General features: G+C 49.3%; 6 protein-coding genes. 5 read left to right on the top strand and 1 reads right to left on the bottom strand.

All coding sequences use genetic code 11. The annotated features are described in order from the left end of the window. Positions 1-18: 18 nt before the first annotated feature. The 5 genes from AADZ70_RS07020 (at position 19) to AADZ70_RS07000 (ending at position 15,732) form a co-directional block, all read left to right on the top strand. Entirely contained in the window at positions 19-6,174 is a 6,156-nt protein-coding gene (locus tag AADZ70_RS07020) for a type I polyketide synthase (RefSeq protein ID WP_342007919.1), read from the top strand. Beyond that, a complete protein-coding gene (locus AADZ70_RS07015) occupies positions 6,171-12,386 on the top strand; it encodes a beta-ketoacyl synthase N-terminal-like domain-containing protein (RefSeq protein WP_342007918.1) in 6,216 nt (2,071 codons plus the stop codon). The genes AADZ70_RS07020 and AADZ70_RS07015 overlap by 4 nt, the downstream gene beginning before the upstream one ends. 81 nt (positions 12,387-12,467) lie before the next feature. Continuing rightward, positions 12,468-13,622 carry a cytochrome P450 gene (locus AADZ70_RS07010; protein WP_095241759.1) on the top strand — a complete coding sequence of 385 codons (1,155 nt, stop codon included), beginning with the start codon at positions 12,468-12,470 and terminating at the stop codon, positions 13,620-13,622. 56 nt (positions 13,623-13,678) lie between these two features. Beyond that, entirely contained in the window at positions 13,679-14,926 is a 1,248-nt protein-coding gene (locus tag AADZ70_RS07005; protein WP_342007917.1) for a hydroxymethylglutaryl-CoA synthase family protein, read from the top strand. A gap of 59 nt (positions 14,927-14,985) precedes the next feature. Further along, entirely contained in the window at positions 14,986-15,732 is a 747-nt protein-coding gene (locus tag AADZ70_RS07000) for a polyketide synthase (protein WP_342007916.1), read from the top strand. A 34-nt stretch (positions 15,733-15,766) separates the two neighbouring features. Here the strand turns inward: AADZ70_RS07000 and proC are convergent, their stop codons facing one another. Then, entirely contained in the window at positions 15,767-16,609 is an 843-nt protein-coding gene (proC, locus tag AADZ70_RS06995) for a pyrroline-5-carboxylate reductase (protein ID WP_049628734.1), read from the bottom strand. Positions 16,610-16,695: the final 86 nt, after the last annotated feature.

The raw sequence follows: 16,695 nt of genomic DNA, 5'->3' as shown, positions 1-16,695 counted from the left end.
TTTAAAAGGGGACTAACCATGAAAAAAACAGTGAATCTGCGCCTGACGGCAGAACATCCCATTATGAAAAACCATCTTGTTCACGGAGAATCTGTCATGCCCGGTCTGGCCTATATTGATATGCTGTATCAGCTGGCAAAGCAATGCCTTGATCTTTCATTCCGTTCCATCTGTCTGAAACGGGTGACCATTTATCATCCTTTATCAGTGAAACGGTCAGAGCGGCTTGATGTGAGTGTCATATTCAGTAAAGAAAAGGAGTTCTGGACAGCCTCGATTTGCGGGGCGGATTCCGGGACGGTTTTCTTATCAGCGGAGGTGCATGAAGGAGTCTTCTCATCAGATAGACGCCTTGACGCAGGAGAGAAAAAACAACAAGCCGCACTTCCGGCAGTCTCTTTGCATACAGTTTACGAAGCCGCGAGAAGCCGCGGACTGTCGCATGACGGGCTGATGAAGCCGACGGGAGAGATCTATCTAAATGAAGAGGAATGTTTCCTTGATATTCGGCAGTCTGATTCATGCCAGGAAAATCTCCCCGGCGCTCTCTTTCACCCCGCGCTGATGGACGGTGCCGCCATGGCCTCCGGCGTATTGCAGACAGCTGCAGGCACCGGTTTGTTTTTACCGATTTATTATGAGTCGTTTATTGCCGCTGAGACCGTTACGGAGCGCTGTTACGCGGTGATTTCGAAAAAATCCGGCACACCTTCAGAAATGGTGAAAATGGATATTGATTTTTACAACCCCAGCGGTGTTCATATTGCTTCACTGCTCGGCCTGACAGCCAAAAAGGTGCGGACAGACCGGCAGCTGATACCAGGCGTTCAGCAGATGGAGGAAACCTTATACCGCATTTTCTCGACACACGCAGGCCGTCCTGTCACAAGAAATGATGCGCACACCGTGTTTTTTGAATTAGGTCTTGAATCGTCACAGCTTCTGGCCATTATTAAAGACATCGAAGTAGCGTTTGATCTGCGGCTGAATCCGACTCTTTTATTTGAGTGCAGCAGCATATCCGAACTGCTTGAAGACATAAAAACAAAAGGAACAGATGAATCTTCCGGCCTTGTCGCGAATGCAGCACCGGTCTCTGAAACGCAATCGGGCAGTCAGACATTTACTTTCTATGAACATGAAGCATTCCTTCAGGATCATCTGGTTTTCGGCAAACCGGCACTGATGGGTGTAGTGTATCCGTGTCTGGTGCTTGAAGCATCCGGAGCGTCTCATTCCGGCACGTATTCCGCCGAACTGAAAGATATCCGTTTTACGGGAGGGCCCGTCACGCTGGAGCCGGGAGAGGCCGCGCAGATTGACATTTCATTTACGGCAGAAAAGAGTGCCGAACGCTTTACCGCAAGCTGCACTGTCTCCGGTAAAGAAAGCCGGAAGACATGTGCCGAAGGAGAAATAAGCAGATATACAGAAGCACCCATAAAAAAATCATATGACGTTGAACAAATGAAGTCGTATGCACAAAAGGTGGCGCCGGATGTCATTTCCCGTCTGTACGATTCGGTTGCCGACTTCACGATAGGCCCGATGCTGAAAATGGTAACGGCGGGATACAAAATGAGTGAGAGCTCCTTTTTATTGCAGCTGGACTTATCAGGAAAAAAAGAAAAAGGCGATCTCCATCACTTTGCATTTGACCCGCTTATATTGAATTCTTGTTATATGTCGCTCGGTGAAGAAGAGTTACAGCTGAAAAAGCGGATTCACGTCCCGCTCATGATTGAGAGGCTGACGCTTTACGGACCTGTCATGTCTGATACCGTCTATGTGGTGAATACAATCAAACATAAAAAAGACGGGTTTCTCTCATTTGATGCCGCAGTCCTCAGTCATACCGGGGAACAGCTGGCGGAATTGAAAAATGCGTCTGTGAAAGAAGTGCTTCAGCCAAATCGGCTTGAAAATGCGTCTTTTGCCCCGTCCGGGAATCAAAGCCGTCAGAAAACGAAAGGAAACCCGCTGGATATTGCCGTTGTCGGAATTTCCGGCAAGTATCCGCAGGCAGATGATATCGACGCGTTTTGGGATAATCTCAAACAAGGAAAGGATTGTATTACCGAAATTCCGAAAGACCGCTGGAAATGGGAACATTACTTTTCCGAGGACCGGACGGCGCCGGGAGCGATCTACAGCAAATGGGGCGGATTCATTGACGGGATCGCCGATTTTGATCCTGAGTTCTTTAAGATTTCCCCACGTGAAGCGGAACACCTTGATCCTCAGGAACGGCTGTTTTTAATGCATGCGTGGATGGCCATGGAGGATGCGGGATATACGAGGACATCACCTGAACTGGGCCGTCAGGTAGGTGTGTATGCCGGTGTCATGTATCAGGAATACCCGCTATTCGCGGCTGAAGCGGGAGTGAAAGGACGGCATATCGGGCTCCCAGGCGGGATTTCATCCATTGCTAACCGTGTCTCCTATTTTTGTGATTTTCAAGGGCCGAGCATTTCGGTCGATACGATGTGTTCAGGTTCGCTGACTTCTTTGTACATGGCGTGCCGGGATCTGCGGGATCATCGGATTCGCGCGGCGCTTGCCGGCGGAGTGAATCTCACAGTTCATTCTAACAAGTACTTTATGCTGAGCCAGGGGCAGTTCATCTCATCTAAAGGACACTGCGGGAGTTTCGGCGCCGGGGGTGACGGCTATATTCCGGCAGAAGGGGTCGGGGTGCTGCTTCTTAAACGTTTAGAAGACGCCGTACAAGACGGAGATCGGATTTACGGCGTCATTAAAGGAGCTGCCATTAATCATGGCGGGAGAGCGAGCGGTTACACCGTACCGAACCCCAAGGCGCAAAGCGAAGTCATTTCTCAAGCTTTACAGGAAGCGGGGGTATCCCCGGGCCAGATCAGCTATGTGGAAGCGCACGGGACAGGGACGAAATTAGGCGATCCGATTGAAATCCGGGCTTTAACCGATGCATTCGGTGATGTTCCTGAAACATGTCTCATCGGGTCTGTCAAATCAAATATCGGACATGGGGAATCGGCAGCAGGCATCGCTGCTGTCACAAAAGTGCTGCTGCAGATGAAGCACAAACAAATCGCCCCATCTTTGCATGCAGATATTTTAAATCCGAATATCCAATTTGATGAAGGACCGTTTTCCGTCTGCCGTGAATTAACAGATTGGAAACGGATTTCAGCAGACGGAGAAGAACAGCCGCTCAGAGCGGGGATCAGCAGCTTTGGTGCGGGCGGTTCTAACGCGCATATCATTATTGAAGAATATGAGGCTCCTGTCAAACAAGCAATCAGCAGCCAAGGGCCGGCTGTCATTCTGCTGTCTGCAAAAAATGGGGAGCGTCTGACAGAATATGCGGAGCGCCTTCTTGCTTTTCTTCAAAAGAAGCATACGGATAAGCCGGACTTATTTGATGTCGCATATACTTTACAAGCGGGGCGGGAAGCGATGGATGAGCGGCTGGCTCTCATTGCGGACTCCCTTAAGGAGCTGGAGGACAAGCTCAGATCGTACTTGGAAAATGAAAACGCACCGCATCTTTACAGGGGGCGGGCGAAGCGAAATCATGAGACAGTGGCTGTGTTTGAATCTGATGAAGATTTGCAGGAAGCCATGGTCAAATGGCTGAAAAAGAGAAAGTACGATCATTTGCTGAAAATGTGGGTGCAGGGAGTCGATGTGGACTGGAACTTGTTATATTCGGGACAAAAACCCCGGAGAATCAGTCTTCCCGCCTATCCGTTTGCAAAGGTCAGATGCTGGATTCAAGATGAAGCCGAGGCGGTTCCAAAAAGGGATGACGGCAAAACGGTGATCCATCCGCTGCTTCATGAAAACACATCCGATCTTTGGGAGCTGAAATTCACCTCTGTTTTTACCGGACGGGAATTCTTTTTCACTGATCACACAGTCAATGGGCAGAAGGTGCTCCCGGGAGCCGCCGTGATCGAAATGGCCAGGGCGGCCGTTGAGCGTGCCGCATACGCTGTGCCGGACGGACGTAAAGGAATGTATTTGAAAGATCTCATATGGATGAGGCCTGTCGTTCACAAGGGGACGGATGTAGAAGTCCATATCAGCCTTATTCTTAAGGAAAATGAAGACATTGAATTTACGATTTACAGCCTATCGGAAAAACCTGGGGGAGAACGGATTTTATACAGTAAAGGCACCGCGGTATCAGGAGAGATAGCAGGGGTTCCGTCAGTTCACTTAGAGGGCTGGCTGTCCGGCTGCAGCCAATCGGTTATGACGTCTGATGAGGTTTATCAGGCTTTCCGGCATGCGGGTATGGTATACGGGCCGAGCCATCAAGGAATTGACCAGCTGATGATCGGAGAGAGGGGTGCTGCAGCCCGGCTGTCGCTGCCAGAAACGGCAGACAGTACCGCCGATCAGTTTGTCATCCATCCGAGCCTTCTAGATGCCGCGTTTCAGGCGTCACTGGGTGCCGGTTCAGATACTGCCGGAGACACTCCGATGCTGCCGTTTTCCCTGCGGCAGGCAGAAATATTTCAGCCGACTCAGAAAACGATGTGGGCGCTTGTCCGCAAACAGAGCGATCGGTCAGATAACGGAGCGCTGACGCTGGATATTGATTTATGTGATGAAAACGGTGCTGTTTGTATGAGATTGACAGGCTTCTCCTGCCGGGCTGTCCGGCAGACAAACCAAACCGAAAGCAAACGGCAGGAAGTTCAGACGGCGATGCTTGCCCCTGTTTGGGACAAAACTTTCTTTTCTCTGGAAGAAAATCGAGCGGTTGATCAGGAACAATTGCTGATCATCGGGAAGCCGGGAAATACCATAAAGGCTGCGGCAAAAATGTGGCCCCGCGCCCATCTGGAGGAGACGCCGGATCATTCAAGCGAGCAAACATTACGTGAATTGACAGCCGGGTATCAGGATATCCGCCATTTCTTATGGATTGCGCCGGATCGTTTCGCACCTGCATCCGTCAGTCAGGAAATGCTTGATGAGCAGGAGAATGGGGTGATTCAATGTTTCCGTTTCATCAAAGCGCTGCTGTCACTCGGGTATGGAAACCGAAACATCAGCTTTACGGCGGTCACCCGGCAGACACAGTCCGTGTATCCGGGTGATCTGCCGCAGCCTGAGCATGCAGGCGTACACGGTTTGATCGGTTCATTGGCAAAAGAATATCCGAACTGGGACATCAGGCTGATTGATGCAGAAGAAGGCAGTGATTCGTCTGAGATGAAAAACATCTGGCGCCTTCCTCCAGATCCGGACGGAAATGCTGCCGCGTACCGTAACGGAGCTTGGCACAAGCAAAAAACAGTCCGGGTGCTGACAAGTTCCGCTCCGCGTATGTCGTACAGAGAAGGCGGCGTTTATGCTGTCATCGGCGGAGCGGGCGGTATCGGAGAAGCATGGAGCAAATACATGATCACCCGTTACAAGGCACGGATTATATGGATCGGCAGGCGGCCGAAGGATCAGGAGATTCAGAGTAAAATAGACAGGCTGGCGATATCAGGCCCCGCCCCGCATTATATACAGGCTGATGCTCAAGATGCCGCAGCGCTTAAAGCGGCCGTCCGTTCCGTAAGAGAGCAATACGGCAATATAACGGGAGTCATCCATTCCGCGATAACGCTTGCCGACAAAAGTATGGCGAATATGGATGAAGCTTCTTTCAGAAATGCTTTTTCAGCTAAGGTGAATACGAGCGTCCGAATGATCGAAGCTTTTAAGGGAGAACCGCTTGATTTTGTGCTGTTTTTCTCATCTGTTAATTCTTTCACAAAAAATGCCGGGCAAAGCAACTATGCGGCAGGGTGTACATTTCAAGACGCCTTTGCCCGCCATATCGCTTCCTTGCTTGATTGTGAAGTGAAAGTCATGAATTGGGGATATTGGGGCAGTCTGGGCGTTGTATCAGACCCGTCTTACAGAAAACGGATGGAGGCGTCAGGGATCGGTTCTATTGAACCCGATGAAGCAATGGAGGCGCTGGAAGTCTTACTATCAGAACCGTTCAGCCAAGCGGCATTCATCAAAGCTGCTCCGCACGGCTTAGCCGCACTGACGGATCAAGATGCAATATCGGTTGTATCCGGTCCGGAGCCTTCATTTATGGAAAGCGTCAAGCGGCAAAATCCGGATCGGAATGAACGGCTTGAGACTTTAAAACGAGAAATGGAGTTGCGCATATGAACAGCCTTCTTTGCAAACTGCTATTTTACCAATTACAATCACTCGGTTTTTTCAGCGAGCCTGTCACCACAGCTGCAGCATCCATGCGGAACGCCGGCGTGATCGGCACATACGGCAAATGGCTGGAAGAAAGCCTGAATCTATTAAAAGAAAACGGATATATCGCGTATGACGGATACACGATCACTCTTCTCACGGATCAGCGCCCGGACGGCCGCACAGTCTGGAATGAGTGGAATGCCCATAAACACCTGCTTCCAAATGGGGAGCTTGCGCAAGCTGAATTGGCCGAGGCGACGATAAAAGCGATGCCTTCAATTTTAAAAGGGGAACGTCCGGCTACAGATATCGTATTTCCTGATTCATCAATGCGGCTCGTTGAAGGTGTTTATAAGCATAATCCCGTTGCGGATTATTTTAATGAAGTGTTAGCAGATTCCGCGGCCGCTTACCTGAAAGCCTATCTTACAGAACACCCCGATGCCGGCATCAGGCTGATAGAAGTAGGGGCCGGGACGGGCGGAACGAGCGCCATGCTGTTTGCAAAACTGCAACCATTTGCAAAACAGATTGCGGAATATTGTTATACGGACGTTTCTAAAGCTTTTTTAATGCATGCCGAACAGGAATACGGACCTGATGTGCCGTATTTGACAACAGCCTTGTTTAATGCGGAGGAGCCTTGCGAATCACAAAATATCAAAACGGGTGTTTACGATATTGTCATCGCCGCCAATGTGCTTCACGCCACAAAAAATATTGGTTTGACACTGCGCCGTCTGAAAGCGCTCCTGAAATACAACGGGATGATTCTGATAAACGAAATCAGCGATCGTTCTGTTTTTACCCATTTAACCTTCGGGCTGCTTGACGGCTGGTGGTCCTATGAGGATGATGAGCTTCGGATTCCGGGAAGTCCCGGCTTATATCCAAAATCGTGGGAGCGTGTGCTGCATTCGGAAGGATACAGAGCGGTTTGTTTCCCTGCTGAAACAGCTCATGATTTAGGTCAGCAGATTATCGCAGCTGAGAGTGACGGACTCATCCGGATGCAAGGGATCAGAGACGGCAGAAAGCCATACGCCGCCCCGGCCGAAGTTTTCCGAAAGCCCGCACAGCCTGTTTCCCGCAGCCGCGCGCCAGAGGAGCATCAAGCTGTTAAGGCTGATGGGGAATCGGTCGCTTCCCATGTCCGCTCTGTCATCAAAACAAGTATTGCCGATGTATTAAAAATGAAAGAAGAGGATATTCAGGAAGAACTGAATTTCTCTGAATACGGCATTGATTCCATTTTGGCCGTCAATGTGATTAACGAGATGAATAAGCGATTGAATCTTACACTGCAGACAACGATTTTATTTGATTACTATCATGTGAAACTGCTGACCGGTTATATCTCGGCAGAATATGAAACCACCATAGCCTCATCTTTGGAGACCGAAAGAGCGAAAATCCGTCCGGCGCTTCAGGAAGAACGGCCTGCTGAAAAACCTTTGCAGACGGAAAGAAAGGAAAACGGTTATCAGAAACCGAAACAAGAACGTATGCCGCCTTCTTTCGCAAAGTCCGATGACTCGGGAATGTTCCGGGTTGTGATTGACCGTCCGGGCGGCATTGAAGATCTGACGATTGCCCGCAGTGAAGTGCCCGAGACAAAAGATGATGAAGTTCAAATAGCCGTCCGCGCCTTTTCTTTAAACTTCGGAGACTTACTTTGTGTCAGAGGGCTGTACCCGACGATGCCGCCTTATCCATTCACTCCCGGATTTGAAGCAAGCGGCGTCGTGATCAAGACAGGGAGGCATGTAACATCCGTCATTCCAGGTGATGAAGTGATTGTCGGCATGGGAGAGGAATTTGGATCACAGGCGAATCTCATCACATGTAAAGAACATCAAGTCTATCATAAACCGGCCCGGCTGACCTTTGAAGAAGCATGCGCTCTTCCCACCGTGGCGGTGACAATGATAGACGCCTTCCGGAAAGCCGGACTTAAAAAAGGCGAAAAAATATTAATTCAGACCGCGACGGGAGGAACGGGGCTGATCGCGGTGCAAATGGCCCGGCATATCGGCGCGGAAATATATGCCACGGCCGGATCACAGAAAAAAATTGAGTATTTGCATTCGCTCGGGATCCGCAATACCATTTGCTATTTAGAAGAAGACTTTGAAACGGAAATCATGCGAATGACCGGCGGCCGCGGGGTGGACGTAGTCATTAATACCCTGGCCGGTGATGCCATGCAAAAAGGAATGAATTGCCTGGCGCCGGGCGGAAGATATATCGAAATTGCCATGACTGCGCTGAAATCCGCTAAATCAGTCGACTTGTCCGTCCTTCATAACAATCAATCGTTTCACAGCGTGGATTTGCGGAAGCTGTCCCTTCAAAATCCGGATCAGGTCAAGGACTATCAATTGGAACTGCAGCGGCTGGCGGAAGAGGGAGTCATTCAGCCTGTCATCTCAAAAATCTTTTCCTTTGAAGACATAAAAGAAGCGTATCACTGTCTGGATGACCGCGGAAATATCGGGAAAATCGTCATCAGCGTTTCTGAGCCGTATCAAATGACGTACCGCCCTGAACAAAAGGGTCCGGCCGATACAGTCAAATCAGCAGCTGTGTTACCTGAAAAAGAACCGATCGCGATTATCGGGATGAGCGGGCGGTTTGCTGAATCGGAGAATGTCTATGAGTTTTGGGAAAACTTAGCCGCCGGACGGGATCTGATTAAAAAAGCAGACAGATGGGATCTCTCTGACAGCCAATGCCAGTATGGCAGTTTTATAGAGGGCATTGAATGTTTTGACCCTGTTTTCTTTAATATATCGGGACGTGAAGCGACCTATATGGACCCTCAGCAGAGGCTGTTTTTGGAAGAAACATGGAAAGCGCTTGAAGATGCGGGATATGCGGGAGACTCGGTAAGAGGCCGGGAATGCGGCGTGTATGCCGGCTCCTGCGGCGGAGATTACCAGGCCATTTTTAAACAGCAGGGGCCCGCGCAGGCTTTTTGGGGCAATCATAATTCCGTCACTCCGGCAAGGATCGCCTATCACCTTAATTTACAAGGTCCGGCGATCACTGTTGATACAGCATGTTCCAGTTCGCTAACAGCCATTCATTTGGCATGTCAGGGGCTCTGGACGAAAGAAACGGAAATGGCGGTGGCGGGCGGGGTTTTCATTCAATCCACTCCCGCTTTTTATCAGTCGTCAAATAAGGCGAATATGCTGTCGCCGACCGGGCGCTGCCATACGTTTGATCAAAGCGCGGACGGCTTCGTGCCGGGTGAAGGCGTGGGAGCCGTGGTGCTGAAACGTCTTAGCGATGCCGTTAGTGACGGAGATCATGTGTACGGCGTCATAAAAGGCTCTGCAATGAATCAGGACGGCACTACAAACGGAATAACCGCTCCAAGCGCGCTTTCTCAAGAACGATTGGAACGGCATGTCTATGATACTTTTCACATTGATCCGGAAACGATTCAAATGGTGGAAGCTCACGGAACGGGCACTGCACTGGGCGACCCGATCGAATTCGGCGCCTTAACGCGCGCTTTCCGCCGCTATACGGATAAAAAAGGATATTGCGCCATCGGCTCTGTGAAAACCAATCTCGGACATGCCGCTGCGGCCGCGGGGATGGCCGGACTGTTTAAAATCCTGCTGTCGCTGAAGCATCGGCAGATTCCGGCTTCCCTGCATTTTCATCAAGCCAATCAGCATATTCAAATTGCGGACAGTCCGTTTTTTGTTAATGAAAAGCTGATACCGTGGAAACGGAATCCGGATGCACCGCGCAGAGCCGCCATCAGTTCATTCGGATTCAGCGGAACAAATGCCCATCTTGTTATTGAAGAGGCGCCGCAAACCGTGCGCCGGTCACCGGCAAAACCGGCTTGCCTCATTCCTTTATCTGCGCGGACGGAGCGTCAGCTGGAAATTCAGGCAGAACGCCTGCTGGATGTACTCAGCAAGAACAAAGATAGCGATCTGGGAAATATAAGTTATACGCTCCTCCTCGGCAGAAAGCATCTGCATCACCGGTTTGCCTGTATCGTAAGCAGTGCAGACGAACTGAAGCGGATATTATCGGAGTGGCTAGTAAAAAGAGAGCTTCCGGGTGTGTTTGTGTCCAATTTGAAGGAGCAGAAGCCGGCAGAAGAAGCCGGAATGAAAACATTCGGAATGGAGTGCATTGAACAGTGCCGCTCGGCGGCTTCGCCCGCACAGTACAGAGAAAGCCTGGCACATATCGCTGACCTTTTTTGCAGAGGATATGATCTTCCTTTTACACGGCTTTTTGACGGAGGGCAATATTATAAAACGCCGCTGCCTGCCTACCCGTTTTTAAAAGAAAGGTATTGGGCGGCTGATGTAAACAGTTCTTTATCAGGTCAAGCCATGAAAAAGTCTGAAACGCAAACCGTTCTCCCGTCTTCGCTGCAGCCTGAACATGAAGGGCTGATTTCTCTGAGCCCTTTAACTGAGATCGAAATGACAGCGTTTGAACCAGAGACATTGCAAAAACCGATCGTGTTACAGCCTTTGGATTGTACTGGTTCTGTCCAGCAGCCAGAAAAAGCCGTTTCCGAAGACAATAGAACATTGCTTGAAGAATTGAGGATAAGCCTGGCAGATATTTTATTTTTGTCACCGGAAGATATTGATGCTGATGAGCCTTTCATCGATATGGGGCTTGACTCCATTATCGGGGTTGAATGGATACAAACAGTAAATAAAACGTACCACACTGAGATTACTGCCAATAAGGTGTATGAACACCCGACACTTGAGGAGCTTGCGGAATATATAGCGGGGCAAATAAAGAAACCCGAGTATGCTGAAGCGGAGGAAACAGCGGTACGTCCGCAAATCCCGGAAGCAGAAACTCCCCTTGCCGGCATCTCTGACGGCACTTTGCGCAAAGAGCTCAAAGAAAGCCTTGCGGACATCCTGTTTCTGAAGCCGGAAGATATTGATGAGCACGAGGCATTCATTGATCTGGGGCTGGATTCTATTATCGGTGTGGAATGGGTTCAGTCCATTAATAAAACCTATCAAGCGTCTATTACGGCAAATCTTGTCTATGAATATCCGACAATCGCAAAATTAGCCGGGTATCTGACCGGTTCTGTCCAAAAAGATACTGAGGAAGTACATGGGGAACATACGAAACAAAACGATATATCAGAAGAGACAGATGATCAAGAGCCGCCCGAGCTGATCTGTCTTAACCCGGAAGGAAAGGGAAGACCGATTTTCTGGTTTCATTCCGCACTGGGGGCAGTGGAGCTGTACCAGCCTGTTGCCGAACGGACCGGGCGTCCTTTTTACGGAATTCAGGCAAGAGGATGGATGACAGACCGGGAACCGATCCGCGGCATTAAACACATGGCGGAATATTACGTTAAGCTCATACGTACCGTGCAGCCCCGGGGTCCTTACGATGTAGGCGGCTATTCATTAGGGGGCATGCTCGCTTATGAAGTCACCCGGCAATTGCAGCTGGCTGGAGAAACCGTTGAGTCAATCGTCATGCTCGACTCCTTTGACGCGGCGGGTGCGCGGGAAATAAACATTCCTGATGAATTATTTGATAAAAATATGATGCTGCAGACGGTGAACATGGCTTTATTTGCACCAATTTATCAACATCCGGAACGCATTTCTGAAACCTTGATTCACCGTGATGAACTGAATGCCGATCTTCATGAAGACATATTTTTAGAGCAATTAATAGCAAAAGCCAAACAGCGGGGGTTAACGAAGACGGACGCGTTGGTGAAAAATCTGATCAGGCAGAATATAAACGTTCAGGACGCTTACGAAATCACTGATTACGAACTCCTGCCGCTTCCGGATCCGAACGGGGTGACGTGCTATTATTTCCGAAATAAAAACGGTATTTTCTTGGGTGAGCTTGATCCGTATTTTACGATCAGGGCCGATATTTTATCTGCTGATTTCGTCAACTACTGGAGCCAGTGGGAAGAGCATATGACAAATATCGCCATCATGGATGTGGCAGTATCCAACCATATGACGTTATTGGCTGAAGACAGCGCAGCTGAAATGATTTCTGAATTTTGCGGCGTTTTATATTCGGCAGACGGAATGACAGAACACAGCTTCCTGCAGCTGCAGGAAAAGATCATGAACGTGCATGGTGAGATGCTGAAGCAGCCCGCCAAAACAAGACTGTAAATTCACATATCCGCCCGCCGGGTTTACTCGTAAGCTTTGGCGGGTCTTTTCAAATCTTGATCACATCTTGGAGGAATGAAAATGACCAGTTTAACAAAAATCAGACAGCAGCAGCCGTACAAGTGGTACCAAACGATGAGAGAAACCTCTCCCGTTCATTACAATGAAAAGGAAGATTGCTGGGAAATCTTCACCTATGATGAAGTGAAGCGGGTGATTTCTGACTACAGTCATTTTTCTTCCGATCATAAATACTTAAGTGCGGACAAGCAGGAAAAAATGATCCGGCATATTAACAAAGACAGCCTTTTGAAAATGGACCCGCCTGAACACACCGTCTTCAGAAAATTGGTCAATCAGCCGTTCATGCCGAAATCGGTTGAGACTCTTACACCGCGTATAGCCGCTATCGCTGATGACCTGCTTCAGGCCGTCCGTTCAAAAGGCAGGATGGACATTATTGAAGATTACGCATTTCCGCTTCCGATTATCGTGATCGCAGAGCTTTTAGGATTTCCTCCGAAAGACAGGGATATCTTTAAAAGCTGGGTCGATCAAAGCCAGAATGTAAAAGATGAAAAGAAAATGAATGAAGTGCAAAAGCAGATGATCGGATACTTCATGCAGTTTATTTTACAGCGGAGAAAACAGCCGGAAAATGATTTAATCAGCCATTTAATTTCAGCTGATTTAGACGGAGAGCCGCTGTCAGACAAGCAATTAATCGGTTTTTGCGGCTTGTTGATCGTCGCGGGGCACGTAACGACGGAAAATGTGATCGGAAATTCATTTCTCAGTCTCAAGGAGTTTCCGCATATTCTGCCCCGGCTGCTTGAAAATAAGGCGCTTCTCCCTGACTTTATTGAGGAAGTCATCCGCCTCAGACCTTCCATTCAGCGGGTAACCCGCTACACCGCGGTTGAGAGCGAGATTGGCGGAAAAACGATTCCGGCCGGAGAAAAAGTGTATGCGTGGATTGGATCGGCGAACAGAGATGAAAAGAAGTTTGAAAATGCCGATCAAATTGATTTGGGACGAAAGCCGAATCAGCATTTGTCATTCGGTCAGGGCAGCCATTATTGTTTAGGAGCGCCGCTTGCCCGGCTTGAAGCGAAAATCGCGCTTTCCCACTTTTTTGAACAGATGCCCGCATGGCGTTTTACTGAGGATCAAGAACCGAATCTGGTTCCGAGCCCTGTATTTCACGGCGTTGACCGGCTGCTTGTCGAGTTTTGAACGAAAAAATAAAAGAGGCTTCACGGGAAGCCTCTTTACTCTGGGGGCTTGGAGAAATGAATGTAGGAATCGAAGCAATGAACGTGTTTGGCGGAACCGCGTATGTAGACGTCATGGAGCTTGCGGAACATCGGAATCTGGATAAAAAAAGGTTTGAGAACCTGCTGATGAAAGAAAAAGTGGTGGCGCTTCCGTTTGAAGATCCGATTACGTTCGCCGTAAATGCCGCAAAACCGATTATCGACTCTCTGTCAGAAGAGGAACGGAATCAGATTGAAATGGTGATCACCTGTACGGAATCTGGGATTGATTTTGGCAAATCCATCAGTACATACGTCCATGATTATTTGCAGCTGAAGCGGAATTGCCGGTTATTTGAGGTAAAACAGGCTTGCTATTCTTTAACGGCCGGGTTTCAGACGGGCGTGAATTTCATCTTATCGCAAACATCACCGGGAGCGAAAGCGCTCATCATCGGAACGGATATTTCCCGCTTTTTAGTGGCTGAAGGCGGTGACGCGTTGACGGAGGAATGGTCCTATGCCGAACCGAGTGCGGGGGCGGGAGCTGTGGCGCTTTTAGTCAGCAGCACCCCTCATGTCTTTTTGCTTGATCAAGGCGCAAGCGGGTATTACGGGTATGAAGTCATGGATACCTGCCGCCCGATTCCGGATAGTGAAGCGGGGGATGCTGATCTGTCGCTCATGTCTTATTTGGACTGCTGTGAAAAATCATTTCAGGAATACCGAAAGCGTGTGAGCGGGGCGGATTATAAGAGTACATTTCAATACCTTTCTTTTCACACTCCGTTTGGCGGAATGGTAAAAGGAGCGCATCGGACGATGATGAGAAAATTGGCAAAGGCTAAGCCGCAAGACATTGAAGCGGATTTTCAGCAACGCGTGCTGCCTGGGATTCAATACTGTCAGCGCGTCGGCAACATCATGGGAGCCACCGTATTTTTATCTCTTGCCAGCACGATTGATAACGGCTCTTTTGAAACGCCGAAACGCGTCGGCTGTTTTTCATACGGTTCGGGCTGCTGCTCTGAATTTTACAGCGGTGTCGTTATGCCGCAAAGCCGGACGCGGCAGAATCAATTTCAGATCAGCCGGCATTTGGATGAACGCGTCCGTTTATCGATGGCTGATTATGACCGGCTGCTCCAAGACAGCGGCATCGTAAAATTCGGCACAAGAAATGCCGCGCCCGCAGCAGACATCCCGAATGCGCATCAAGGAAAAACGCGATTGGTGCTGACTGAAATAAAAGAGTTTCACAGAAAGTATGAATGGAAGACCTAATATCAGAAACACTCAGAGCCGGAAAGGCTTGAATATTTTTAAAGAAGCGGAGAATAAACATGAATCCAATGATTGATGTACAGGAAACAGAACCGGGCATTGTGCAGGTCACAATGCAGGATACGGCCGGGAAAAACGGGCTGTCAGAAGAGTTTGTAAGAGAGCTGCACCGGGTATTCCAAGACATCAATGCCCATCCGTCCTATAAAACCGTCCTTCTGACGGGTTGCGGAAATTATTTCTGCACGGGAGGAACGCAGGAGGGGCTTTTGACTATTCAGAGCGGAAAGCTCCAATTTACAGATTTAAAGCTTCACAGTCTTTTATTGGATTGCAGGATTCCCGTGATTTCCGTCATGCAGGGGCATGCGATCGGAGCCGGCTTTACGATCGGTCTGAGCTCGGATTTCGTGATTTTAAGCAGAGAGAGTTTTTATTCTTGTAATTATATGAAGTACGGATTTACACCGGGAATGGGCGCGACGTATATTGTGCCTGAAAAACTGGGGATTGTCCTCGGGGAAGAAATGCTGTTTACGGCCGCGAATTTCAGCGGCGCCGCTCTGGAAAAAAGGGGAGTTCCGTTTGAAGTACTGCCGAAAAAAGACGTCCTTCAAAGAGGCCGCGAATTGGCCCGGCTGCTGGCGGATAAACCGAGAGCCTCACTGGTTGCGCTGAAAACCAATGTGACCGCACGGATCAAAAGAGAGCTGACAAAAGCGGTTGAGGAAGAGGTGAACATGCATGAAGCCACATTCCATCTTCCTGAAGTAAAAGAGAGAATCAGCCGCTTATACGGCAGTTAAACAGAATGAAAAAAACATGGGGAGCCCCCATGCTTTATGATTGGTCCGTCTTTTGCAGCACGGAGCCTGCGAATTGTTCTTTAATTTCGGCGCTTCGGGCTGCGGTTTCTGTAATGCAGTGAATGATGGCTTCTTCAAAGCGGCGCTCGTTTAATGCGCGAAGGCCTGCCTCAGTTGTGCCGCCAGGGCTTGTGATTTCCTTGCGCAGGCGCTCAGGGCGTTTGCTGCTTTTTCTGAGCATTTCCGTCGCCCCGGCCATGGTTTGTAAAATCAGTTCTTTTGCCTTTTCTTCCGGCAGACCGACTTGAAGGGCGGCTTTTTCCATCGCTTCGACATACCGGTATACATAGGCGGGCCCGCTCCCGGCGATGGCTGTGACGGCATCAAGGTGTTTTTCTTCAAAGAGCGTCGCTTCTCCGATTGTTTCCAGCAGCTCTTTTGCCGTCCGGATTTCTGCCTCACTCGCCTCAGAGCTTGCGGAAAAACCGGTCGCCGATTGCTGAATGGCCGCGGATGTATTCGGCATCGCGCGGATGATGGTGAGCTTCCTGCCAAAATATTGCTGAATGGTGTGAATCGTCAGCCCTGCGATGACAGAAATCACAAGCTGATCTTTCACGTATTCGCGAATGTTTTCAATGCTTTCTGCCGCATCTTTCGGTTTAAAGGCGAGAACGATAATGTCGGTCTTGCTGAAAAACTCTTCTTTATCCCGGCACGGTTTCACTCCGTACGTTTTATGGAGTTCTTCAAGCCGGCTGTCATTTGACCGGTTTGTCATATATATATGCCCGGGGGCCGTCAGTCCGCTTTGCAGCAGTCCGTTCACCATTGCTTCCGCCATTGATCCGGCTCCGATAAAACCGATTTTCTTCATATAAATCCTCCTTCTTTCCAAAACACAAAAAAACCTTCCCGTCAAAAAGGACGAAAAGGTTTCGCGGTACCACCTTACATTAGCAC

This window comes from Bacillus sp. YBsi01 (genome assembly GCF_038406745.1).
Classification (GTDB): domain Bacteria; phylum Bacillota; class Bacilli; order Bacillales; family Bacillaceae; genus Bacillus; species Bacillus siamensis.
This window is presented reverse-complemented; position numbering and strand designations above follow the sequence as displayed.